Source organism: Klebsiella sp. CN_Kp088 (assembly GCF_040064335.1).
Lineage (GTDB): Bacteria > Pseudomonadota > Gammaproteobacteria > Enterobacterales > Enterobacteriaceae > Klebsiella > Klebsiella aerogenes.
The window spans coordinates 260396-283116 of sequence record NZ_JBEAIQ010000015.1 but is presented as its reverse complement, the minus strand read 5'-3'; the positions used below and the strand labels follow the sequence as shown (position 1 = coordinate 283116).

Genomic DNA, 22721 nt, shown 5'->3' with positions numbered 1-22721 from the left:
GTCAAACACCTGAAACGTGTTTAGCATGAAAAACCCGCTTAATGTACTGCCAGAATACGCGGCGTGATGAAGACAACCAGTTCACGTCGTTCATTATCTTTACCATCATGGCGAAACAGCTGCCCGAGCAAGGGGATTTCGCCAAGCAACGGCACGCTGTCGCGCGCCGACTTATTCTTTTGCGAAAAAATACCGCCCAGCGCCAGGGTCTCGCCGCTTTTCACCTCGACTAAGGTTTCAATTTCTTGCTTATCAATTGCCAACGCTTCGCCATTCTCCTGCTGCAGTACCTGGCCTGGCGTATTTTCGCTAATGCGCAGCTTCAGGCGCACGCGATCCTGCTGTAGCACCGTCGGCGTCACTTCCATCCCCAGGACCGCCTCTTTAAACTCGACCGAGGTGGCGCCGCTTTCTCCGCTGGAGACCTGATAGGGGATTTCGCTGCCCTGTTTGATACTAGCGGGTTGCATATGCGACGCCAGCAAGCGTGGACTGGCGATGATGTCCACCTGCTGCTTTTGCTCCAGCGCGGAAAGCTCCAGCTCCAGTAATCGCCCGTTGATCCGGCCGATATTAAAGCCGCCGCGGGTGGTTGCATCTGACACCGCCAGGTTGCTACTCAGGTTGGTCATTTTCCCCATCCCCGGCGTACTGCTGGCCTCCGCCAGGCTCCACTTCACGCCAAGCTCACGCAGGCTGGTCGCGCTCATTGACACAATGTGCGCCGCCAGTTCCACCTGCCCGACCGGCAGATCCATCTCTTCAGCCCACGCCTTCAGCGCCGGCAAATGACGATCGTCGTCGCGGATTAGCAGACGATTAGTACGCCGATCGACAGTCATCGTGCCGCGGGCGCTCAACAGCTTGCCCCCGGATTTCGCCAGTTCGTCTGCGTCGGCATAGCGCAGCGGGATACTGTGGTTACGTAATGGCAGATTCTGCCAGCGTCTGGCCTGCTCGGCTTCCTGCTGCGCCCGTTTTGCTTGCTGCCACGCCTGTGTATGGATGTACAACACCGTGCCCTGCCGGGCCATTGTCAGCCCGGCGCTATCGACAACCGACTGGAGCGCCTGTCGCCAGGGAACGCTGTTTAAGTGGAGCGACAATGTACCACTGACCTCCGGCGCCACGATTACATTAAGATTTTGCATTTCCGCCAGGCTTTGCAGTACCTGGACCACCGGTACATCATCGACCACCAGCGACACCGGCGGTTCTTTTTTCGTCGCCGCGGCCAGCAACGGCAACAGCAGAAGTAGCAACGGGCTTATCCTTCGCATCATGTTGGCTTCCCTTACGTGGCCAGACCCAGCTTGCGGGTTCACACCCGGCGCTGGCCTCCAGAGTTAATGTTTCTGCCGTTAGCTGTCGAATTCGCCAACCGCCAGGTAAAACGTCGTTGCGTCGTACACGCCGCCACTGACCGGTGTGATCCTGAATAAGAGCCAGCCACAGCGCCGGGTGGCCAGTTCCGCCGCCGTAGCGCCACTGTGTCAGTGGCGTGATCTGGCAGCGATCCTCGACGGGTAAAAAAGGATCCCGCGCCCCTGTCAGCAGAGGACAAACCAACAACAGCATGTATCCTTTATGTTTCATCGTCCCTCTCCAGCTGCAGCGACAACTGCAACGCTCCTTTTTCGGCATTCAATGAAAAAGCGCCAGGGTGTACCCCGCAATCGGCAAGCCAGGCAAACAGCGGCGGCACCGCCTGCCAGTCAACCACAGCAAGCATTTCGCCACTGCGCCCCCTCGGTTGCCAGGCCTGTAAGGCGACGCCAGCGACAGGCGGCTCCAGCGGCGAAAAATGCCGGGCCGTCCAACTATGGACTACGCGTTGCTGCAGCGTGGCGCGCAGCGGCAATATTCGCCGCCATTGCGCCTGTAGCGGCACATTCGCGGGCGGTGAAACGCTGACAGCAGCAAGCGAAAACGCCAGACACATTGCCGCAGCCAACACTGCGCCGCAGAGTAACATCAACGACCACCCACGCAGCGCCAGCAGGCATTCAATCGCTACCCGCATCGGTGGTTTCTCCTGCAAGGAAAAAGCTGAATGACCAGCGCCCCTGTGCATCACGCTGCGTCGCCCCTGGCGTAACCGGTTGAAAATCCTCCAGCTTGCTGAGCGCTTTTTCCAGCGCCGCCACCGCCTTGAGGTTCAGCGCCAGGCCGTTGAGGGTGATTCCCTGCGGCTGGTAGTCCAGCCTGGTCAGCCACAGCGGCTCCGGCAATAGTGCAGCCAGCGATAACAGTCGCGGCTGCCAGGCATGCGTCGCCGCCCTCCGCTGCGCTCGCCGTGCCTGCCGCTCACCGCGCTGTATTTCCTCACGCATCTCCCGCTCGCGTTGCAACAGCACGGAATAAAGCAGATTGTCGGCCTGGGTGCGCATTACCTGCTGCGTCACATCCATCTGACGTAACGTGCGCGTCGCTATCGTCAGGGTGGCGATGCTTAGCGCCATCGCCGCCGCCAGCAGCCCGCCCAGGCGCAAGCATTGCCGCCGTCGCGTCTCGCGCCACGGCAGAAGATTAATCTGCTGCGCCATAGTTATTTACCTCCCAGCGCCAAACCAAGCGCGATAGCAAAGCGATCGCCGCAGGCGGGAAGCGGCGGCTGCAGGCGGTGGATCACGCTCCAGCAATCGAAGCTATTTTCCGCCAACGGCAGGCTGCTACAGAGCTGGAACTGTTCATCATTGAGGCGCGAGGTTAAGTGCGAGAAAGAGGGGGCTTCAGCGCAAGGACAATAGCCCCAGCGCTCCTGGGTCGCCCATAACCACTGCGCGTCCCCCTGCCAGACCAGGCCCTGAGTCGCGTCAGTAAGCCAGGGAAAAAAAGAAGTGAGAGCAGCCGCATCCGGTACGATAGCCGCCAGGCGCAGCTTAAGCCTCCGCGCCAGCTGACGCAGGGCGTCGATATCCAAACGCTGAGCCGCCGTCGCCTGCCAGCCATCGTTTGCCGCGCGGGCGGCGTAATCGATACACAGCGAAGAGGCAGGCATTTCCAGCTGACGCGCCATCGTGCCCGCTATCCATGTCGCTCTTTCGCTTTCCCGCAGCGACACCTGTGGCGCGGGCAACTGCTTTTGCAGCGTACGGCTGGCAGGAAGCGCAATGCACACCTGATGCTGTAACGGCAGCTCGCGGCGCCATGCACGTAACCGCTTCACCACCTCATTGATGTCAACGATGCTGCCCTGCACCACCAGGCCGGGCGGCAGCGGAATTCGCCACCAGCGACGCAAAGCCCAGCGCCCGCGTTCGTACAACAGCGCCACGATGGCGACGCTATCCTGTTGAATATGAATTCCTATACGCCAATTTCTGAAAGTCATGCTTAGATCTCCTTATCCGCGATTGCGATTCAAGGAGCAGCCTGGATATACCATGTGGCGAAATGGAGGCTTTTAGCGTCGATCGACACGCCGTCCGGAAAGCATAGCGCCAGCAAGCCGCCCCGTGGGGGTATATCAATGCTCCTGGCTTGCCTTTATACTACCGCGCGTTTGTTTATAAACTGCCCAAATAAAACTAAATGGGAATTCTCCGGTGAAGTTCGTAAAGTATCTTTTTATCCTTGCAGTTTGTTGCGTTCTGCTGGGAGCAGGCTCGATTTATGGCCTCTACAAATTTATAGAGCCGCAACTCCCCGATGTCGCGACCTTAAAGGATGTGCGCTTGCAGATCCCGATGCAGGTTTATAGCGCAGACGGCGAGCTTATTGCGCAATATGGCGAAAAGCGCCGCATCCCCGTCACTCTGCAGCAGATGCCGCCGGAGCTGATAAAAGCGTTTATCGCGACTGAAGATAGCCGCTTCTATGAGCATCATGGCGTCGATCCGGTGGGGATTTTCCGCGCCGCCAGCGTGGCGATGTTCTCAGGCCATGCCTCGCAGGGCGCCAGTACCATCACTCAGCAGCTCGCACGTAACTTTTTCCTCAGTCCGGAAAAAACGATAACGCGTAAGATCAAAGAAGTTTTCCTCGCAATCCGCATCGAACAGCTGCTGAATAAAGACGAAATTCTCGATCTTTACCTCAACAAAATTTACCTCGGCTACCGTGCCTATGGCGTCGGCGCCGCCGCGCAGGTTTACTTCGGTAAATCAGTCGATCAGCTGACGCTGAGCGAAATGGCGGTTATCGCCGGTCTGCCGAAAGCGCCTTCCACCTTTAACCCGCTCTATTCGCTGGACCGCGCGACCGCGCGTCGCAACGTGGTGCTGTCGCGAATGTTAAGCGAAGGCTATATCACTCAGGCACAGTACGATCAGGCGCGCAGCGAAGCGATTGACGCCAGCTACCATACGCCGGAAATCGCCTTCTCCGCCCCGTATCTGAGCGAAATGGTGCGTCAGGAGATGGTCAACCGCTACGGCGAGCAGGCCTACGAAGACGGCTATCGCGTCTACACCACCATCACGCGTAAAAACCAGCAGGCCGCCCAGCAGTCGGTGCGTAAAAACGTGCTCGATTACGACATGCGACACGGCTATCGTGGCCCGGCCAATGTGCTGTGGAAAGTTGGCGAGACCCCGTGGGATAACAAAAAAATCCTCGATACGCTGAAAAAACTGCCGGGCGTCGGCCCGCTGGCCCCGGCGGTAGTCACCTCCGCGAACCCGCAGGAAGCGGTCGCGTTGCTGGGCAACGGCACGTCGGTGGCGTTAATGATGGATGGCGTCCGCTGGGCGCGTCGCTACGTTTCCGATACGCAACAAGGCTCGACGCCGCGCAAAGTGACCGACGTCATTCAGACCGGGCAGCAAATTTGGGTGCGCAAAGAGGGCGACAAATGGTGGCTGTCGCAGGTGCCGGAAGTAAACTCCGCGCTGGTATCTATCAACCCGCAAAATGGCGCGATTATCGCTCTGGTCGGCGGCTTTGACTTCAATCAGAGTAAGTTCAACCGCGCTACCCAGGCGCTGCGTCAGGTTGGCTCCAATATCAAGCCGTTCCTTTATACCGCGGCGATGGACAAAGGCTTAACCCTCGCCAGTATGCTTAACGATGTGCCGATCTCCCGCTGGGATGCCGGCGCGGGCTCCGACTGGCGGCCGAAAAACTCGCCGCCGCAGTACGCCGGCCCTATTCGTCTGCGTCAGGGATTAGGCCAGTCGAAGAACGTGGTGATGGTGCGCGCGATGCGCGCAATGGGCGTCGATTATGCGGCAGAGTATCTGCAGCGTTTCGGCTTCCCGGCGCAGAACATCGTCCATACCGAATCACTGGCGCTGGGTTCTGCTTCCTTTACCCCGCTACAGGTCGCCCGCGGCTATTCGGTAATGGCCAACGGCGGCTTCCTGATTAATCCGTACTTTATTAGCAAGATTGAGAACGATCAGGGCGGCGTGCTGTTTGAAGAGCGGCCTAAGATCGCCTGTCCGCAGTGTAATTCGCCAGTGATCTACGGCGATACGCCGAAATCCAATGTGCTGGAAAACCAGGATGTTGAAGAGGTCGCCACCTCTCAGGAGCCGCAAAACGGCGACGTTCCGCCGCAGCCGCAGCTTGAGCAGGCTAATCAGTCGCTGGTCGCGCAAAGCGGCGCGCCGGAGTATGCCCCGCATGTCATCAACACGCCGTTGGCCTTCCTGATTAAGAGCGCGCTGAATACCAATATTTTCGGCGAACCGGGCTGGATGGGCACCGGCTGGCGTGCGGGGCGCGACCTGCAGCGTCATGATATCGGCGGCAAAACCGGTACCACCAACAGCTCAAAAGACGCGTGGTTCTCCGGCTACGGTCCTGGCGTCGTGACGTCGGTGTGGATTGGCTTCGATGACCACCGCCGCGATTTGGGCCGTACCACCGCTTCCGGCGCGATTAAAGATCAGATTTCGGGTTATGAAGGCGGCGCTAAAAGCGCCCAACCGGCCTGGGATGATTTTATGAAACGGGTACTAGAAGGCGTGCCAGAAGAGCCGTTAACGCCGCCGCCGGGTATTGTGACGGTGAATATCGACCGCAGCACAGGTCAACTGGCTAACGGCGGCAACAGCCGCGCCGAGTACTTCATCGAGGGCACGCAGCCTACCCATCAGGCGGTGCGCGAAGTTGGCACCACCATTACCGATAGCGGTGGCGAAACCCACGAGTTGTTCTAATGCAAGCCACCTTCTAAAAGGTGGCCTGAGAGCAGCAAAAAAACCACCGAAATGAACTGCACCCAAAAAGTTGGACACCCAACGAAGTAAGGTGCAGTTTTTTATGAGCAAAGAATTCCAGCAGGCTCAGGTTGATGATGACCTTCTATCATTGCTATCTCAGACAAAAAAAGGCTTACTGTTCTAAAAAACTTCCGATGTCCCTTTCCATGGAAACAACTAAGACAAGGATTTTTTATGTCAAGAAAACTAGCTCCTGGTTACTGTATCGTCGAACAGCCGGGCTCTATATCTCTTCAGGCTGGGTTGTTATTCCGAAACCGCAATAGCAGTGCCGCGCGTTACTTTGAACAGCTAAATGCAGGTACGCCTTGGGTCAAACCTGGGCAAATACTCATTGTCGCCGACCCAAATAGCACGATGACAGAACAGACACTCCGTTTGCTCCATCAGGCAAAACAACAGGTAAATAACAATCTGGTAGGAGTCAGTACCGATGAGGCCAGTTTTCTTCAAAGAAACTATGGAATGATTGCCGGAATAACGACTGCAGGAGATAAAATTTTTGGTGCTGTCGGAGATGCTGGAGAAAAATACTTCAAAACTATAGAAACCACGCTAAAAAAAATAGAGGCCAGCTATCAAAATCAGTTTCGGACACAAGGTACGCTTATAGGACAACAGTTCTTTGTTGAGAGAAATCAACTACTGGCTGAACTTAAAATATTAGTTAATAAACCTATTATTAAATATTTAGCAAAACACTCAATCAAATTCCGACCATATGAGGATATGCGAAGAGCATTAAACCTATCCAGTCGTTCAATTGTCCATGAATGGTCAACGGTTGGAGTAGGTGCTATCCCTGGATATTCCACCTATACCGGTAATGCTGCCAGAGCGGCCCGTTTTTTAAAGTATGGCGGATATATTGGCATTGCATTTTCGTTTGCTGGGGCAACAAATAACGTTATAAAATCTTGTACTACTGGAAGAGAAAGTGAATGTGGTAATACAGCATTTAAAGAATATTTTAAATTTGGTGCAAGTACGACGTTAGGTTTAGCCGGAGGTGCTTATGGCTCCACCGGCGCAGTAGCCCTTTGCGTGGGCGTAGGGCTAGCAACAGCTGGAACAGGGGCATTGCCATGCGCGATTATCGGGGGTCTTGCCGGAGGATATATAGGTGGTAAGTTCGGCGAGTACTCGTCAAAAAAAATATTGGAATTAACAGGATACTAGTAATATGCAATACCTGAGCTATGCGTTATTGATTTGTTGTGTGATAGGCATCCTGTTAATGATCGTCTCGTATTTCATATTCATTTCTCACAGAAAAGAATATAGTGCCATCTTAGAAAGTTATTTAGCAAGCAAGCTTGAATTTCCAATGCTATACAACATCCAATCGATGACTGGTTTTTTTGGAGCTTATCCTGTATCACGTTTCTTTCTGGGATTAAAAGAAAATAAAAAAATCCTTTTCATCACAAAAGAAAGCAACGCATATTCATTCTTCTTACAAAAACCAACATTATCAATAGAATGGATGAAGAAATTCTGTTTTTTCTGGAAGACATCTGTAATGTTAGTTCTTATTCCTTGTATTACCGCTTCAATTATTCACGTACTAAGTTTGGCATAACTTTCGTTTTCTTCACCATCAGTAAAGCGCCAGCAATGTTTCCAGCAGGTTTAAGTCAAAGCCACTTTCAGCGAAAATGGCTTTGACGATGGCGACAACAATGTTAGCCGCTTACAAACGCCCCTGCGCCTGTAGCCATTCACGCACCAGAAACAGCGCGCTGACGTTACGCGCTTCATTGAAGTCTTCTTCTTCCAGTAGCGACATCAGCTGCGACAGCGGCCAGCGCACCTGCGGCAGCGGTTCCGGCTCATCGCCCGGCAGCGATTCCGGATAGAGATCTTCCGCCACCATAATGTTCATTTTGCTGGAGAAATAAGATGGCGCCATGCTGAGCTTCTTCAGGAAGGTCAATTGACGGGCGCCGAAACCCACCTCTTCTTTCAGCTCGCGGTTGGCGGCTTCCATGGCCGTCTCGCCGGGGTCGATAAGCCCTTTGGAGAAACCCAATTCGTAGGATTCGGTACCGACCGCATATTCGCGGATTAAAATAATGTGGTCGTCAACAATCGGCACAATCATTACGGCTTCACGCGCGGTGGGCCGCATGCGTTCATAAACGCGACGCACGCCGTTGCTGAACTCCAGGTCCACGCTTTCAACATTAAAAAGACGCGAACGCGCTACCGTTTCAACGTTGAGAATGGTGGGTTTTTGTAATGATTTGCTCATTGTCATCGGTCTATGCTGTGATTACAGAAGTCATTGTGCGATACGCAGCACGGTTTCGGCAATCCAAATTGCCACTAATTTACATAGTTGCAACGTTTTGCTTGCAATGCAAAGATTCATAAAGATAAAAAAGTCAATAGGTTGAATTTGTTTTGAGAATTTACCGATTCCTGAGTTTTCCCGTTTTTGATAAGCTTACATGCTGCTGCATTGCACAATAAAATTTCCTGCATTAGACAACATGTGCCGATAAACAATTAAAATTACTATGACGATGGGATGGGCATGGGCACCTTTCTGACCTTTTTCACAGCTCTGCTACTCTGTGTCTTGCTTATCGGGTGGTGGTATCGATCTCATGCCAGACGTCGTCGCCTCCCCTTACTGCAAGCCTTTAGCGACGCGACGACCCGCAAGCTTTCTGATGATGAACGCCAGGCGGTCGAAAAGTATCTCGATGGCCTCAGCCAGTCGCAACAGGTACCGGCGACCGGCGCCAGCGTCGCGCCTGTCGCCCTGAAACTGAATGAGCAGAGCGACACCGTTTATACCGTCACCCGCGCCGTCACCCGCTATGGCATTTCGTCTGATGAGCCCAACAAATGGCGATACTTCCTCGACTCGGTGGAGGTTCACCTGCCGCCGTTCTGGGAACAGCATATCAACGACGAGAACAGCGTCTCGCTGATCCCAACCGACAGCCTGCCGCTGGTGATTGTTCTCAATGACCACACCTTGCGCGACTATCCGCAGGAAGCCCGCAGCTACGCGCTTGAACGCGCATCGGCTACCCAGGCGTCGATTCGCGGTGAGGAGAGCGAGCAGGTCGAGCTGCTGAACATCCGCCAGGAAACTCAGGAAGAGCATGCTCTCAGCCGTCCTGACAGCCTGCGCGAAGGGATTATGATCGTCGCAGCCTTCCTGCTGTTCTATTGCTGCCTGATCTCCCCTGACGTCTTTGCGCCGTGGCTGCTCGGCGGCGGCGTACTGTTGTTGGCAGCGGGCTTATGGGGCATCTATGCGCCGCCGCTGGCCGGTTCGCTACGCGAGATCCACTGCCTGCGCGGAATGCCGAAACGCTGGGGACTGTTTGGCGAGAACGATCAGGAACACGTCAATAATATTTCGCTGGGGATTATCGACCTTATCTATCCGCGCCACTGGCAACCGTGGATCGCCCAGGACCTGGGGCAGCAAACCGATATTGATATTTATCTTAACCGCCATGTGGTTCGCCAGGGGCGCTTCCTGTCGCTGCACGATGAAGTGAAAAACTTCCCGCTGCAGTACTGGCTACGCAGCGCGATTATCGCCGCCGGCGCGCTGCTGGTCGTCATCATGCTGTGGATTAGCGTCCCGCTGAATATGCCCTTTAAATTCACGCTCTCCTGGCTTAAGGGGGCGCAGACCATCGAAGCCACCACCGTCGGCCAGCTTGAGAAGGCGAAAGTCCGCATCGGCGACACGCTGCAGTTAAAAGGTACCGGAATGTGCAACATCCGTACGCCGGGCGCCTGGAGCGCGAAAGAAGCCTCACCGTTTACGCCGTTCGATTGTTCGCAGATCATCTGGAACGACGCGCCTCCCCTGCCGCTGCCGGAGTCCGATATCGTCGGTAAAGCCACGGCGCTGGTCCAGGCGGTACAGCGCCAGTTGCATCCTGACCCGGACGACGATTCACACGTTAGCCCGGCATTACGTTCGGCAATTCAAAAATCAGGAATGGTACTGCTGGATGACTTCGGCGATATCGTGCTGAAAACCAACGAGCTCTGTTCGGCGAAAGATGATTGCGTGCGTCTGAAGAACGCGCTGGTCAACCTTGGCAATACCCGCAACTGGGAAGCGCTAACCAAACGCGCCACTGCCGGTAAGCTCGATGGGGTAAACGTGTTGCTGCGGCCGGTGAGCGCCGAATCGCTGGAGAATCTGGTGACCACCTCAACCGCGCCGTTTGTGATGCGTGAAACCTCCCGCGCGGCGCAGGCGCTAAATAGCCCGGCCCCTGGCGGATTCCTGATCGCCAGCGATGAAGGCAGCGAACTGGTCAATCAGCCGTGGCCGGCTATCAGCCTGTACGATTATCCCGCCCACGAGCAGTGGGGCGAGCTGCAGCGTCTGGCGGGTATGCTGATGCATACACCATTCCATGCGGAGGGGATTGTCACCAATCTTTATACCGACGCCAATGGCACCCAGCATATCAACCTGCACCGCATTCCCGATCGCAGCGGGCTGTGGCGCTATCTTGGCACCACTCTGCTGCTGCTGGCGATGCTTGGCTGTATGTCGTGGCACGGCGTGCAGGCGATCCGCCGCTATCAGCGCCAGCGTCAGCGCATGGAAGAAATTCAAAAATATTATGAAAGCTGCCTGAATCCGGTTCTCATCCCTTCCCCGGATCATCAAGATTAATTCCTGCGCGGCAGGGTGTGATACCCTGTCGCGCATTTCCCCCCTCGCTGGAGACTCACCATGCAAATCAATATCGCGTGGCAGGAGGTTGATACCGTTCTGCTGGATATGGATGGCACGCTGCTCGACCTCGCCTTCGACAACTACTTCTGGCAAAAACTTGTCCCGGAAACCTGGGGCGCCGCGCGCGGACTCAACCTGCAGGAAGCCAAAGCGGCAATGCATCAGGAGTATCACGCCGTGCAGCATACGCTAAACTGGTACTGTCTTGATTACTGGAGCGAGCGACTGGGTTTGGATATTTGTGCGATGACCAGCGAGCAGGGGCCGCGGGCAAAACTGCGGGAAGATACCGTGCCATTCCTTGATGCGCTGCGGGCCAGCGGCAAGCGCCGCATCCTGTTGACCAATGCGCACCCGCATAATCTGGCGGTGAAGCTCAAGCACACCGGTCTGGACGCGCACCTTGATTTATTACTTTCCACCCACACATTTGGTTATCCGAAAGAGGATCAGCGCCTGTGGCGCGCGGTGGCGGAAGAAACCGGCCTTGATGCGCGCAAAACGCTGTTTGTCGATGACAGCGAGGCTATCCTGGACGCGGCGGCGCAGTTCGGTATTCGTTATTGCCTGGGCGTCACCAATCCGGATTCAGGCCTGGCGGAAAAACAGTATACCCGCCATCCCGGCGTGAACGATTACCGGCGGCTGATCCCTTCCCTGACTCCGGAGGAGAGGCCATGAAAGATAAGCCCGCAGAAAGCGTCAGGCTGGACAAATGGCTTTGGGCAGCCCGCTTTTATAAAACCCGCGCCATCGCGCGCGAGATGGTTGAAGGCGGCAAAGTGCACTACAACGGACAACGTAGTAAGCCGAGCAAAATCGTCGAGCTGAATGCCACCCTGACCCTGCGTCAGGGCAACGACGAGCGTACCGTTATCGTCAAAAGCGTTACCGAACAACGCAGGCCAGCCAGCGAAGCCGTTATGCTGTACGAAGAGACGGCGGAGAGTATTGAGAAACGCGAAAAAGTGGCGCTGGCGCGTAAGCTGAATGCGCTAACGATGCCGCACCCAGACAGACGTCCGGACAAAAAAGAGCGCCGCGACCTGATGAGATTTAAACACGGCGACAGCGAATAGCGCTGCCGCCAGCAAGAGAGATGATTATGACTCAACACGATCAATTACATCGTTATCTGTTTGAAAACTATGCCGTGCGCGGTGAACTGGTCACCGTATCGGACACGTTGGAACAGATCCTGGCCAACCATAGCTACCCGCAGCCGGTGAAAACCGTTCTGTCGGAGCTGCTGGTCGCCACCAGCCTGCTGACCGCCACGCTGAAGTTCGCCGGCGATATTACCGTTCAGCTGCAGGGCGACGGCCCGCTCTCGCTGGCGGTGATCAACGGCAATAACCAGCAGCAGCTGCGCGGCGTCGCTCGCGTTCAGGGCGAAATCCCGGAAGGCGCGGACCTGAAAACGCTGGTCGGCAACGGCTACCTGGTCATTACCATCTCTCCACAGGAAGGCGAGCGCTATCAGGGCGTTGTTGGCCTGGAAGGCGATACCCTGGCGGCATGCCTGGAAGATTACTTCCAGCGTTCCGAACAGCTGCCGACCCGACTGTTCATTCGTACCGGCGAGCACGACGGTAAAGCGGTGGCTGGCGGCATGCTGTTGCAGGTGATGCCGGCTCAGGACGCGCAGCTTAACGACTTCGAGCATCTGGCGACCCTGACCGAGACCATCAAGGCGGAAGAGCTGTTCACCCTGCCGGCGACCGATGTATTATGGCGCCTGTACCATGAGGAAGAGGTGACGGTATACGACCCGCAAGACGTCGAGTTCAAATGCACCTGTTCTCGCCAGCGCTGCGCCGATGCGCTGAAGACGCTGCCGGATGAAGAAGTCGACAGCATCCTCGCCGACGAAGGCGAAATTGATATGCATTGCGACTACTGCGGTAATCATTATCTGTTCAACGCGATGGATATCGCCGAGATCCGCAATAACGCCTCGCCGGCGGATCCGCAGGTACACTAATTGCCCCTCTCGCCGGGCGTTGCCGGGTTTTTCTGGCCCGCCGCGCCTGGCGTCAACTATTTCGACCGCGTGTTGAATCGATTTTCACTGAAAGAGTTACGTAACTTTCTTTCAAGAAAGCGATTACATTCACATTTCAGCAGTTTTTTTAATTACTTTTTAACCATTCGGAAACATCTATCGCCACCTGCGGCCGTTTTCCTGAGATAATCACGCGCACTTCGTGACAGGAGTCACTGTGTTTTTCGTAAGAAAGGCGTTTGTCGAGATACGTAAATCTATGAGCCTGGTCGCGGTCTATTCCCTGAAAGAAACCCTACAATTTAAAGCAGTACATATTGGCTAAGGAGCAGTGACATGCGCGTTAATAGTTTAACCCCGCAGGATCTCAAGGCTTACGGTATCAATGACGTCCAGGAAATTGTCCACAACCCGAGCTTCGATACGCTGTATCAGGAAGAGCTCGACCCGAAACTGGAAGGTTATGAGCGTGGCGTATTAACCAATCTTGGTGCCATCGCCGTCGATACCGGCATTTTCACCGGCCGTTCGCCGAAAGATAAATATATCGTCCGTGACGATACCACTCGCGATACCGTGTGGTGGTCTGATAAAGGCAATGGCAAGAACGACAACAAGCCGCTCTCCCAGGAAACCTGGCAGCACCTGAAAGGCCTGGTGACTCACCAGCTGTCGGGCAAACGCCTGTTTATCGTCGACGCCTTCTGCGGCGCCAACGCCGACACCCGCCTCAGCGTGCGCTTCATTACTGAAGTCGCCTGGCAGGCACACTTTGTTAAGAACATGTTCATTCGCCCGAGCGAAGAAGAACTGGCAGCCTTCGAGCCGGACTTTATCGTCATGAACGGCGCGAAGTGCACCAACCCGCAGTGGAAAGAGCAGGGTCTGAACTCCGAAAACTTCGTGGCTTTCAACCTGACCGAGCGCATCCAGCTCATCGGCGGCACCTGGTACGGCGGCGAAATGAAGAAAGGGATGTTCTCGATCATGAACTACCTGCTGCCGCTACAGGGCATCGCTTCGATGCACTGCTCCGCTAACGTCGGCGAAAAAGGCGATGTCGCCGTGTTCTTCGGCCTCTCCGGCACCGGTAAAACCACCCTCTCCACCGACCCGAAACGCCGCCTGATTGGCGATGACGAGCACGGATGGGATGATGACGGCGTATTTAACTTCGAAGGCGGCTGCTACGCGAAGACCATTAAGCTGTCGGAAGCCAACGAGCCGGATATCTATCACGCGATCCGCCGCGATGCGCTGCTGGAAAACGTCGTGGTACGGGCTGACGGCACCATCGATTTTGATGACGGTTCGAAGACCGAGAACACCCGCGTCTCCTACCCGATCGACCATATCGAAAATATCGTTAAGCCAGTGTCGAAAGCCGGTCACGCCACCAAGGTTATCTTCCTGACCGCCGACGCCTTTGGCGTATTGCCGCCGGTTTCACGCCTGACCGCTGACCAGACTCAGTACCACTTCCTGTCTGGCTTTACCGCCAAGCTGGCCGGTACCGAGCGCGGCGTCACCGAGCCGACCCCAACCTTCTCCGCCTGCTTCGGCGCCGCGTTCCTGTCGCTGCACCCGACGCAGTACGCTGAAGTGCTGGTGAAACGCATGCAGGCTTCCGGCGCCCAGGCTTACCTGGTCAACACCGGCTGGAACGGTACCGGCAAACGTATCTCAATTAAAGATACCCGCGCGATTATCGACGCTATCCTCGACGGTTCGCTGGATAACGCCGAAACCTTCACTCTGCCGATGTTCAACCTGCAGATCCCAACCGAGCTGCCGGGCGTCGATACCCAAATCCTCGACCCGCGTAATACCTACGGTTCTCCGGAGCAGTGGCAGGAGAAAGCCGATCAGCTGGCGAAACTGTTTATTGAGAACTTCGAGAAATATACCGATACCCCGGCCGGCGCTGCGCTGGTTGCGGCCGGTCCGAAGCGTTAATCAGGTCACAGAGACAACAAAGCCGGGCGATGCCCGGCTTTTTTATTTTTATACGCTAATCAACTCTCTTTCGCAGGCTTCGCCGGCGACAGCGCGCGATGCACCGGAATTGGTAGCCAGGCGCGGATCAGCAGGCCGCCGCGTTCGCTGGTGCCAATCTCCAGGCGACCGTTATGATTGTCGATAATACGCTGCACTATCGCCAGCCCCAGCCCGGTGCCGCTGGTGCTACGGGCGCTATCGCCACGCACAAACGGCTGGAACAGATGTTCGCGCTGTTCCGGTTTAATTCCCGGGCCGTCATCTTCCACCTGGAACCAGGCACGGCTGGCTTCGCTGCCGCTGCTGACTTTAATCCAGCCCTTACCGTAACGAGCGGCGTTCACCACCATATTGGCTAGCGCACGTTTAATCGATAGCGGATGCAGGCGCAGCGGAATTTCTCCGGCCTGCAGATCGGTGGCGATTTCCCGCTCGTAGCCGCTTTCAGCGGCGATCACTTCGCCTAAAACGGCATTGAGATCCGCAAGCTCCATCGGCATCTCCTGGCCGGTGCGCAGGTAATCAATAAACTGCTCGATGATGGCGTTGCACTCTTCGATATCTTTATTGATCGACTCGGCAAGATAGCCGTCCTGTTCGCCCATCATCTCCGTCGCCAGCCGGATCCGCGTCAACGGCGTGCGCAAATCGTGGCTGACCCCGGCCATCAGCAGCGTACGGTCATCCGCCAGCTGTTTGACCCCGGCGGCCATATGGTTGAAGGCGCGGGTCACCGAACGCACTTCCGACGCGCCGTATTCGCGTAGGGGCGGCGGAATAATCCCACGTCCGACCTGCAGCGCGGCGTGCTCCAGGTCGACCAGCGGCCGGTTCTGGATACGGATGAATAGCCACGCGCCGCCAATGGCCAGCAGCATTATCGCCAGCGTATAACGGAATAGCGGCGAGAAATCGCCCTGATGGATTTCAGTCAGCGGCACCCGCACCCAGATATTCGGCGACAGCCAGGTCTTCAGCCACACCACCGGCGAGCTTTTGTTGACCTCAACCCGCACTTCGGTCGGCCCGCCAAGCTGGTGCGCCATCTGCTGGCTTAAGAATTCATAATGCTGCGCCCAGCGCAGGCCTGCGTCTTCCGCCGCCTCATTGGAATAGAGCGAAATCCCCAGCTCGCGGTAAATTTCGCGGCGAAACGCCGGCGGAACCACCAGTTGGGTGCCGTCTTCCAGCTGCAGTTTATCGGTCATGAGCATACGGACTTCGTATGCCAGCACCTTGTTAAACTGCTGCAGGCTCGGCAGGATCGCGAAATTCAGCACCACCAGATAGGTCGTCACCAGGCTGACGAACAGCAGGGTGACGATCAGTAACAGGGTGCGGGCAAATGAGCTTCGCGGCGAAAAACGCACGCGCTTCATGCCTTAGAACCGTCCGGCACGAAGACGTAGCCCAGTCCCCAAACGGTCTGGATGTAGCGCGGATGCGCCGGATCTTCTTCCACCATGCGGCGCAGGCGGGAGATTTGTACGTCGATGGAACGCTCCATCGCCGAGTACTCGCGGCCGCGGGCAAGGTTCATCAGCTTATCGCGGGACAGCGGTTCACGCGGGTGGCTAACCAGCGCTTTTAATACCGCGAACTCACCGCTGGTGAGCGGCATCGGCTCATCTTCACGGAACATCTCGCGGGTGCCGAGGTTCAGTTTAAATTTGCCAAAAGCGATCACCGCTTCTTCTTGCGATGGCGCGCCCGGCAGCTCGTTCGCCTGGCGGCGCAGCACGGCGCGGATACGGGCCAGCAGTTCACGCGGGTTAAACGGTTTAGGAATGTAGTCATCGGCGCCGATTTCCAGGCCCACGATACGGTCCACTTCTTCCCCTTTCGCCGTCACCATAATGATCGGCATCGGGTTGCTCTGGCTACGCAGACGGCGGCAGATAGATAAACCATCTTCGCCCGGCAGCATCAGATCCAGCACCATCAGGTGGAAGGATTCACGGGTCAGCAGGCGATCCATCTGTTCAGCGTTCGCCACGCTACGAACCTGGAAGCCCTGCTCGGTCAGATAACGTTCCAGCAGCGCGCGCAGGCGCATATCGTCATCCACAACCAGAATCTTATAATTCTCTTGCATTGTTTGTACTCCCAAAGGTTCACTGCAATCGTTAGTGCGTATTCTTAAAAACCCACGCTAATACGACCAGCCAAATCTGGTATATATTCTAGTCGAAATTGTTACAAAGCATATTAAACAGCAGTTTATACCCGTCATTCTTCAAGTTGCACGTGCGTTGGCTGCGTGCGCTCACCCCAGTCACATAGTTATCTATGCTCCTGGGGATTCACACACTTGCCGCCTTCCTGCAACTCGAATTATTTAGGGTAAACCCGTCATTCTGAGCAAAATTTACCACCGGCGCGACAAAAAAGAAAAAGGCGGAGGGTCTCCTCCGCCTTTTTAGCTAATTTTGCCGCTTACGCGCGTCGTTGGCTCATGCCGTACCACAGTACCACCAGGAAGCATAGCAGCGGCAACCCATAGGCCAGCGCGGTGCTGTAGCGGTCGGCCAGCGCCCCCATAAAGTAAGGCATAATCGCCCCGCCGACGATGGCCATAATCATAAACGAGCTGGCGCGTTTGGTATGGCTGCCCATATTTTTAACGCCCAGCGCGAAAATGGTCGGGAACATAATCGACATAAAAAAGAAGACCGCAATCAGCGCCACCACCGACACACCGTCGATACTCATCATCACCAGACCGCAGAGCACGATATTGACCAACGAATACACCATCAGCAGCGTCGCCGCCTGCACCCGCCCCATCAGCCAGGTACTGAAGAAACGACCGACCATAAAGCTAATCATCGCAATCGACAGCAGATAGGAAGCGTGCTGGTTTGTCACGCCATGCCAGTGCTCGGTCGCATAGTTGATAAAGAACGCACCCACGCCGACCTGCGCGGCAACATAAAAGAACTGGGCGATAACCCCGCCGGTAAAGTGGCGATGCTGCCACAGCCCCTGCGCCGCTTCTTGCTGACTGCCCTCCTCTTCGCGAATATCCGGCATCGGCGTGCGGCGGAACAGCAGCGCGATGGCCAGCACCAGCACGGCGATAGCGACATAGGTGATTTTTACCGAGCTCTGATCGCCGGTATCGCCCTGAGTAGCTGAAAAGAACAGCGTGCCGCCGATCAGCGGGCCAATAAATTGCCCCAGTCCGTTAAACGACTGCGCCAGATTCAACCGCCGCTCAGCGCCTTTACTATCGCCAAGTACCGTCGCATAAGGGTTCGCCGCGGTCTCAAGGCAACCTAATCCACAGGCAATCACAAACAGCGCGAACAGGAACAGCGCAAAGCTATTCACGCTCGCCGCCGGCACAAACAGCAGCGCGCCAAGCGCATACAGGCACAAGCCGACCAGGATCCCCGCTTTATAACCGCGTTTATCCATAAAGTAGCCGGCGGGCAGCGCCACCAGGAAGTAGGCGCCAAAATAGGCCGCCTGCAGTAAACCGGACTGCGCTTTGGTGACGTGCAGGGTCTCCTGAAAATGTTTATTGAGAACATCGAGCAGGCCGTAGGAGAGCCCCCACATAAAGAACAGGCTGGTGACCAGCATAAATGCCCAGCGCAGATTAGGGGTCGCCCCGGCGCGGGCCGCCAGCGGCTCCGCCGTTTTATTCACTAGCATGGTGAGATCCTCAGTAGAGTACAGAGTTGTTTTATTGATCCTGCAAAGAGAATATGCGCTCCATCGACACCCATTTTTCGCCTGCCGGCGTCCAGGGGGTGGGAACCTGGTATTGCCACATCAGCGCTTCCCAGCGCTGAATGACCGGGTGGTTCAGGCTGTGCTGAGCAAAGCGTTCGCCATCGAAATCCCCGGCGACCTCCATCACCATAAACAGCCGCGTGCCAAGCCGGTAAATCTCCATATCCAGCACGCCATGGGCGCGCAGATGCCCGGCGACTTCCGGCCAGATACGTTCATGCAGACGCTGGTATTCGGCAATTTTCTCTGCCGAATCGACCAAATCCAACGCCTGACACAGTCGCCGCCGCGCGGCGGTAACGCTCATGACAGCGCCCTGTCGAGATGCAAATACCCGCCATCCACCGATAGCCACTGCCCGGTAGTGTGCGACGCGCGCGCGGAGATAAGAAACACCACGGTATTGGCGATCTCTTCCGGCGTGGTCATGCGTTTGCCCAGCGGGATGCGTTGGTTAATCGCCGCCATCTGCCGCTGCGGATCGGGGAAGGTATTTATCCAGCGCTGGTACTGCGGCGTCAGCACTTCCGCCGGAACCACCGCGTTGACGCGCACGCCGCTCTCGCGCAGCGATACCGCCCATTCACGGGTTAATGCCAGCACCGCCCCTTTCGCCGCGGTATAGCCGCTGGTGCCGCCCTGGCCGCTGAGCGCGGTTTTCGAGGCGATATTGACGATAGTGCCCCGCGCCGCCTCTAACGCTTCGCGGCACAGGTGAGCCATCTGGTAGTAGTGGATCAGGTTTTTCTCAAGCGATCCGAGAAACGCCTCACGCCCGGCCTCGAGCCCTACGCCATCGTTCACTCCGGCGTTATTCACCAGCGCATCAATGCGGCCAAAGCGCGCCAGCACCTGGCCTACCGCCCCGGCACATTCGGCCTCCTGGCACAGGTCGGCGATAATCAGCTCACTTTGCGGCGCGATTTGCTTCAGCCTATCCATAAACCCCTGCTCTGGCTGGGCGTTAGTGACGATGACCGGCACCGCCCCCTCTTCCGCCAGCAGTTGCGTTACCGCCGCGCCGATCCCCGAGCCGCCGCCGGTGACGATAACCACTTTGTCTTTAAGAAATAGATCCACGCTTCGCCTCCGTTAAACCATAAACCCGACAGGCAGTGCCGCCCCAGATAGCTGACCGCTGCGTTTCCGTCAGCGGGGCCAGCGCCGTTTCGCACAGCTGGTAAACCTGGCGGTACTCCGCCGCCAGCAGGCATACCGGCCAGTCGGAACCAAACATCAGCCGCTGCGGGCCAAACAACTCCAGCGCGGCGTCGAAGAAAGGCAGCAGTTGCTGCTCGGTCCAGCATCCGCCCGCGGCCTCGGTCACCAGACCAGAAAGCTTAAGCGCCACGTGCGGTAGCGCCGCCAGCGGCCGCGCCTGTTCGGCCCAATGGGCCGCGCCGCGCGCGATATCCGGCTTGCCGAAATGGTCGAGTACCAGCCAGTGATCATCGTGGCGGGCGGCAAAGCGTGCCGCCGCCGCGAGATGACGATGGGTAACCAACAGATCCCAGCTATAGCCCTGGCGCTGCAACTGCTGCATTCCTCGCGAGACCGCCTCGCGCTCAAGCCACGCTGCCGGATCGGCTTCATCCTGCACCTGATGGCGCAACCCGCACAGCTGGCCGCGCCACTGCGTCAGCTTGTCCTCGAGATCCGCGGCGGTAATATCCAGCCAGCCCACTACGCCGCATACGCCAACCGCCTGAGAAACCTGCGCCACCAGCCAGGCGGTTTCGTTTTCATCATGACGCGCCTGCACCACCACCGCGCCATCGAGCCGGTGCTGCGCCAGCAGCGGCTGGAGCTGCGGAGGGTAAAAATCCCGGCGCAGTTGCGGCATGTCGTCATCAATCCACGGGTAATCCTGTGGCTGATAGCGCCAGTAGTGGTGGTGGGCGTCAATGCGCAACATGCGCTTCTCCACGGTAGCGGTACTGCTCGATAGAAGCCTGATGCATTTCAATCGAGTAGCCCGGCGCCTGCGGCGGCATATAAGCTGCGCCGCGGATTTCGCAAGGGTGCAGGAAGTGCTCGTGCAGATGGTCAACAAACTCAATCACCCGCCCTTCATGGGTACCGGCGATGCACAGGTAGTCAATCATCGACAGGTGCTGGACGTATTCGCACAGTCCGACGCCGCCGGCGTGCGGGCAAACCGGCAGGTTGTACTTCGCCGCCATCAGCATCACCGCCAGCACTTCGTTGACGCCACCTAACCGGCAGGCATCGATCTGCACCACGTCAATCGCGCCGCGCATAATGAACTGTTTGAACATAATCCGGTTCTGGCACATCTCGCCGGTGGCGACCTTCACCGCGCCGATGTTTTCGCGGATCTTGCGGTGGCCTTCGATATCATCCGGGCTGGTCGGCTCTTCGATAAACCACGGGTTGGCGAAGGCCAACGCTTTGACCCATGGAATAGCGGCGTCCACTTCCCATACCTGGTTGGCATCAATCATCAATTTCCGCTCGGGGCCAATCACTTCCCGGGCAATGCGCACGCGGCGGATATCATCTTCAATATCGCGCCCGACCTTCAGCTTGATATGCGAGAAACCGGCGTCCACCGCCTGCTGACAAAGGCGACGCAGTTTTTCATCACCGTATCCCAGCCAGCCCGCTGAGGTGGTGTAGCACGGATAACCCTGCGCCTGTAGCTGTTCGAGACGCTGGGCTTTGCCCTCTTCACGGCTTTCCAGCAGGCGCAGCGCCTCCTCCGGGGTAATGCAGTCGGTGATGTAGCGAAAATCGATACAGCGTACCAGCTCGGCCGGGCTCATATCGGCGACCAGTCGCCAGACCGGTTTGCCTTCGGCCTTCGCCCACAGATCCCACACCGCATTGACCACCGCGCCGGTCGCCAGGTGAATCGCCCCTTTGTCCGGGCCAATCCAGCGCAGCTGGCTATCGCTGGTAAAGCGCCGCCAGAAGGCGCCCATATCGGCGGCGATCGTCTCGAGTTGCTCGCCGACGATTAAATGCTCCAGCGCCTGAATCGCCGCGCAGCAAATTTCGTTGCCGCGGCCAATGGTGAAGGTCAACCCGTGACCGGTGAGCTTAGGATTGTCGGTTTCGAGGATCACGTAGGCGGCGGAGTAATCCGGATCGGGATTCATCGCATCGGAGCCGTCCAACTGCTGCGAAGTGGGGAAGCGAATATCCTCTACCCGCAGGGCGGTAATTTGCGTCATTGTTTGTCCTCCACGGTCAGCTGCTGCTGTTCGCCCAACCCTTCAATGCCCAAACGAATAGTCTGGCCGGCGCGTAAATAAACCGGCTGCGGTTTCTGGCCCATACCCACCCCAGGCGGCGTACCGGTGGAGATGACATCGCCCGGCTGCAGGCTCATAAAGCGGCTCAGGTAGCTGATGATATAGGGCACTTTGAAAATCATGGTGCGGGTGTTGCCGTCCTGATAGCGCTTGCCATCGACCTCCAGCCACAGGTTAAGCGCGTTGGGATCGGGGATTTCATCAGCGGTGACCAGCCAGGGGCCGGTCGGCCCGAACGTGTCGCAGCCTTTGCCCTTATCCCAGGTGCCGCCGCGCTCGATTTGATACTCACGTTCGGAGACGTCATTAATCACGCAGTAGCCAGCAACGTGCTGCATGGCGTCGCGCTCGTCGATATAGCGCCCGCCTTTGCCAATCACTACCCCTAATTCGACTTCCCAGTCGGTCTTTTGCGAACCGCGCGGGATAATCACGTTGTCGTTAGGCCCGACCACCGCGCTGGTCCACTTGCTGAATACCACCGGCTCCTGCGGAATATCGGCGCCGGTCTCCGCGGCGTGATCGGCATAGTTCAGGCCGATGCAGATAAACTTACCGATACCGCCAACGCAGGCGCCAATACGCGGATTGCCATCAACCAGCGGCAGGCTGTAGAGATCCAGCTGGCGCAGACGCGCCAGACTTTCCGGCAGCAGCGCGTCGCCGCGCAGATCGGTCACATAGTTCGATAGGTCGCGCAGGCGGCCGTCGTTATCGAGTACGCCCGGACGCTCGCTGCCGGGATTGCCAAAACGAAGTAATTTCATGCGTTTTCCTGATAGTGAAATAAAGAGCCG

22 protein-coding genes are annotated in these 22721 nt (G+C 56.9%); 8 read left to right on the top strand and 14 right to left on the bottom strand.

The window, feature by feature from the left end; genetic code table 11:
- Positions 1-38: 38 nt before the first annotated feature.
- The 5 genes from hofQ to pilM are packed head-to-tail and all read right to left on the bottom strand — an operon-like array spanning position 39 to position 3334.
- Positions 39-1283, bottom strand: a complete 1245-nt coding sequence (gene hofQ / locus ABLV08_RS06475; RefSeq protein WP_047054560.1) for a DNA uptake porin HofQ — start codon at positions 1281-1283, stop codon at positions 39-41.
- Positions 1189-1596: a HofP DNA utilization family protein gene (locus ABLV08_RS06470; protein WP_072001163.1), complete on the bottom strand. Its 408-nt coding sequence runs from the start codon at positions 1594-1596 to the stop codon at positions 1189-1191. The genes hofQ and ABLV08_RS06470 overlap by 95 nt, the downstream gene beginning before the upstream one ends.
- The gene (locus ABLV08_RS06465; RefSeq protein ID WP_348855674.1) at positions 1586-2023 is read right to left on the bottom strand and encodes a hypothetical protein; all 438 of its coding nucleotides are present in this window, start codon (positions 2021-2023) and stop codon (positions 1586-1588) included. The genes ABLV08_RS06470 and ABLV08_RS06465 overlap by 11 nt, the downstream gene beginning before the upstream one ends.
- A complete protein-coding gene (locus ABLV08_RS06460) occupies positions 2007-2546 on the bottom strand; it encodes a PilN domain-containing protein (RefSeq protein ID WP_348855673.1) in 540 nt (179 codons plus the stop codon). The genes ABLV08_RS06465 and ABLV08_RS06460 overlap by 17 nt, the downstream gene beginning before the upstream one ends.
- 2 nt (positions 2547-2548) lie before the next feature.
- Complete coding sequence (gene pilM / locus ABLV08_RS06455; RefSeq protein ID WP_015703658.1) at positions 2549-3334, bottom strand: pilus assembly protein PilM; 786 nt, start codon at positions 3332-3334, stop codon at positions 2549-2551.
- Between the two features lie 214 nt (positions 3335-3548).
- Between pilM and mrcA the strand changes: the two genes are divergently transcribed.
- From mrcA to ABLV08_RS06440, 3 genes are all read left to right on the top strand, one after another.
- A complete protein-coding gene (gene mrcA, locus ABLV08_RS06450; RefSeq protein WP_348855672.1) occupies positions 3549-6107 on the top strand; it encodes a peptidoglycan glycosyltransferase/peptidoglycan DD-transpeptidase MrcA in 2559 nt (852 codons plus the stop codon).
- Between the two features lie 237 nt (positions 6108-6344).
- A complete protein-coding gene (locus ABLV08_RS06445) occupies positions 6345-7349 on the top strand; it encodes a hypothetical protein (RefSeq protein ID WP_348855671.1) in 1005 nt (334 codons plus the stop codon).
- A 4-nt stretch (positions 7350-7353) separates the two neighbouring features.
- Positions 7354-7752, top strand: a complete 399-nt coding sequence (locus ABLV08_RS06440) for a hypothetical protein (protein ID WP_015703661.1) — start codon at positions 7354-7356, stop codon at positions 7750-7752.
- A 111-nt stretch (positions 7753-7863) separates the two neighbouring features.
- Here the strand turns inward: ABLV08_RS06440 and nudE are convergent, their stop codons facing one another.
- Positions 7864-8424 (bottom strand): ADP compounds hydrolase NudE, encoded by a 561-nt coding sequence (gene nudE / locus ABLV08_RS06435; protein ID WP_015703662.1) that lies wholly within the window; start codon positions 8422-8424, stop codon positions 7864-7866.
- Positions 8425-8709: 285 nt separating this feature from the next.
- Here nudE and ABLV08_RS06430 point away from each other — a divergent pair, with 285 nt between their 5' ends.
- From ABLV08_RS06430 to pckA, 5 genes are all read left to right on the top strand, one after another.
- Positions 8710-10839, top strand: coding sequence for an intracellular growth attenuator family protein (locus ABLV08_RS06430; RefSeq protein ID WP_015703663.1), 2130 nt, complete (start codon positions 8710-8712; stop codon positions 10837-10839).
- A gap of 60 nt (positions 10840-10899) precedes the next feature.
- On the top strand, positions 10900-11583 hold the full coding sequence (yrfG, locus tag ABLV08_RS06425; RefSeq protein ID WP_015703664.1) for a GMP/IMP nucleotidase: 684 nt from the start codon (positions 10900-10902) through the stop codon (positions 11581-11583).
- Positions 11580-11981, top strand: a complete 402-nt coding sequence (gene hslR / locus ABLV08_RS06420; RefSeq protein ID WP_015369376.1) for a ribosome-associated heat shock protein Hsp15 — start codon at positions 11580-11582, stop codon at positions 11979-11981. Before yrfG ends, hslR begins: the two co-directional genes overlap by 4 nt.
- Positions 11982-12007: 26 nt before the next feature.
- Positions 12008-12886, top strand: a complete 879-nt coding sequence (gene hslO, locus ABLV08_RS06415; protein WP_015703666.1) for an Hsp33 family molecular chaperone HslO — start codon at positions 12008-12010, stop codon at positions 12884-12886.
- Positions 12887-13243: 357 nt separating this feature from the next.
- Complete coding sequence (gene pckA / locus ABLV08_RS06410) at positions 13244-14863, top strand: phosphoenolpyruvate carboxykinase (ATP) (RefSeq protein WP_348855670.1); 1620 nt, start codon at positions 13244-13246, stop codon at positions 14861-14863.
- Positions 14864-14922: 59 nt separating this feature from the next.
- On the opposite strand, the gene envZ is transcribed toward pckA, so the two are convergent.
- From envZ to ABLV08_RS06370, 8 genes are all read right to left on the bottom strand, one after another.
- Positions 14923-16284, bottom strand: a complete 1362-nt coding sequence (envZ, locus tag ABLV08_RS06405) for a two-component system sensor histidine kinase EnvZ (protein WP_015369373.1) — start codon at positions 16282-16284, stop codon at positions 14923-14925.
- The gene (gene ompR / locus ABLV08_RS06400; protein ID WP_001157751.1) at positions 16281-17000 is read right to left on the bottom strand and encodes a two-component system response regulator OmpR; all 720 of its coding nucleotides are present in this window, start codon (positions 16998-17000) and stop codon (positions 16281-16283) included. Before ompR ends, envZ begins: the two co-directional genes overlap by 4 nt.
- 341 nt (positions 17001-17341) lie before the next feature.
- The gene (fucP, locus tag ABLV08_RS06395; protein ID WP_020077794.1) at positions 17342-18565 is read right to left on the bottom strand and encodes an L-fucose:H+ symporter permease; all 1224 of its coding nucleotides are present in this window, start codon (positions 18563-18565) and stop codon (positions 17342-17344) included.
- A gap of 31 nt (positions 18566-18596) precedes the next feature.
- Complete coding sequence (locus ABLV08_RS06390) at positions 18597-18953, bottom strand: L-rhamnose mutarotase (RefSeq protein WP_015369371.1); 357 nt, start codon at positions 18951-18953, stop codon at positions 18597-18599.
- On the bottom strand, positions 18950-19726 hold the full coding sequence (locus ABLV08_RS06385) for an SDR family oxidoreductase (protein WP_348855669.1): 777 nt from the start codon (positions 19724-19726) through the stop codon (positions 18950-18952). Before ABLV08_RS06385 ends, ABLV08_RS06390 begins: the two co-directional genes overlap by 4 nt.
- Positions 19710-20561 (bottom strand): amidohydrolase family protein, encoded by an 852-nt coding sequence (locus ABLV08_RS06380; RefSeq protein ID WP_015369369.1) that lies wholly within the window; start codon positions 20559-20561, stop codon positions 19710-19712. The genes ABLV08_RS06385 and ABLV08_RS06380 overlap by 17 nt, the downstream gene beginning before the upstream one ends.
- Positions 20548-21843, bottom strand: coding sequence for an L-fuconate dehydratase (locus ABLV08_RS06375; protein WP_015369368.1), 1296 nt, complete (start codon positions 21841-21843; stop codon positions 20548-20550). The genes ABLV08_RS06380 and ABLV08_RS06375 overlap by 14 nt, the downstream gene beginning before the upstream one ends.
- A complete protein-coding gene (locus ABLV08_RS06370) occupies positions 21840-22691 on the bottom strand; it encodes a fumarylacetoacetate hydrolase family protein (RefSeq protein ID WP_020077791.1) in 852 nt (283 codons plus the stop codon). Before ABLV08_RS06370 ends, ABLV08_RS06375 begins: the two co-directional genes overlap by 4 nt.
- Positions 22692-22721: the final 30 nt, after the last annotated feature.

Coding starts and splice junctions, on each gene's coding strand:
- ABLV08_RS06370 (WP_020077791.1), bottom strand. CDS start 22,691: ATGAAATTACTTCGTTTTGGCAATCCCGGCAGCGAGCGTCCGGGCGTA.
- ABLV08_RS06440 (WP_015703661.1), top strand. CDS start 7,354: ATGCAATACCTGAGCTATGCGTTATTGATTTGTTGTGTGATAGGCATC.
- ABLV08_RS06375 (WP_015369368.1), bottom strand. CDS start 21,843: ATGACGCAAATTACCGCCCTGCGGGTAGAGGATATTCGCTTCCCCACT.
- ABLV08_RS06445 (WP_348855671.1), top strand. CDS start 6,345: ATGTCAAGAAAACTAGCTCCTGGTTACTGTATCGTCGAACAGCCGGGC.
- ABLV08_RS06380 (WP_015369369.1), bottom strand. CDS start 20,561: ATGTTGCGCATTGACGCCCACCACCACTACTGGCGCTATCAGCCACAG.
- hslR (WP_015369376.1), top strand. CDS start 11,580: ATGAAAGATAAGCCCGCAGAAAGCGTCAGGCTGGACAAATGGCTTTGG.
- pckA (WP_348855670.1), top strand. CDS start 13,244: ATGCGCGTTAATAGTTTAACCCCGCAGGATCTCAAGGCTTACGGTATC.
- yrfG (WP_015703664.1), top strand. CDS start 10,900: ATGCAAATCAATATCGCGTGGCAGGAGGTTGATACCGTTCTGCTGGAT.
- nudE (WP_015703662.1), bottom strand. CDS start 8,424: ATGAGCAAATCATTACAAAAACCCACCATTCTCAACGTTGAAACGGTA.
- ABLV08_RS06430 (WP_015703663.1), top strand. CDS start 8,710: ATGGGCACCTTTCTGACCTTTTTCACAGCTCTGCTACTCTGTGTCTTG.
- pilM (WP_015703658.1), bottom strand. CDS start 3,334: ATGACTTTCAGAAATTGGCGTATAGGAATTCATATTCAACAGGATAGC.
- hofQ (WP_047054560.1), bottom strand. CDS start 1,283: ATGATGCGAAGGATAAGCCCGTTGCTACTTCTGCTGTTGCCGTTGCTG.
- envZ (WP_015369373.1), bottom strand. CDS start 16,284: ATGAAGCGCGTGCGTTTTTCGCCGCGAAGCTCATTTGCCCGCACCCTG.
- hslO (WP_015703666.1), top strand. CDS start 12,008: ATGACTCAACACGATCAATTACATCGTTATCTGTTTGAAAACTATGCC.
- ABLV08_RS06460 (WP_348855673.1), bottom strand. CDS start 2,546: ATGGCGCAGCAGATTAATCTTCTGCCGTGGCGCGAGACGCGACGGCGG.
- fucP (WP_020077794.1), bottom strand. CDS start 18,565: ATGCTAGTGAATAAAACGGCGGAGCCGCTGGCGGCCCGCGCCGGGGCG.
- ABLV08_RS06470 (WP_072001163.1), bottom strand. CDS start 1,596: ATGAAACATAAAGGATACATGCTGTTGTTGGTTTGTCCTCTGCTGACA.
- ompR (WP_001157751.1), bottom strand. CDS start 17,000: ATGCAAGAGAATTATAAGATTCTGGTTGTGGATGACGATATGCGCCTG.
- ABLV08_RS06465 (WP_348855674.1), bottom strand. CDS start 2,023: ATGCGGGTAGCGATTGAATGCCTGCTGGCGCTGCGTGGGTGGTCGTTG.
- ABLV08_RS06390 (WP_015369371.1), bottom strand. CDS start 18,953: ATGAGCGTTACCGCCGCGCGGCGGCGACTGTGTCAGGCGTTGGATTTG.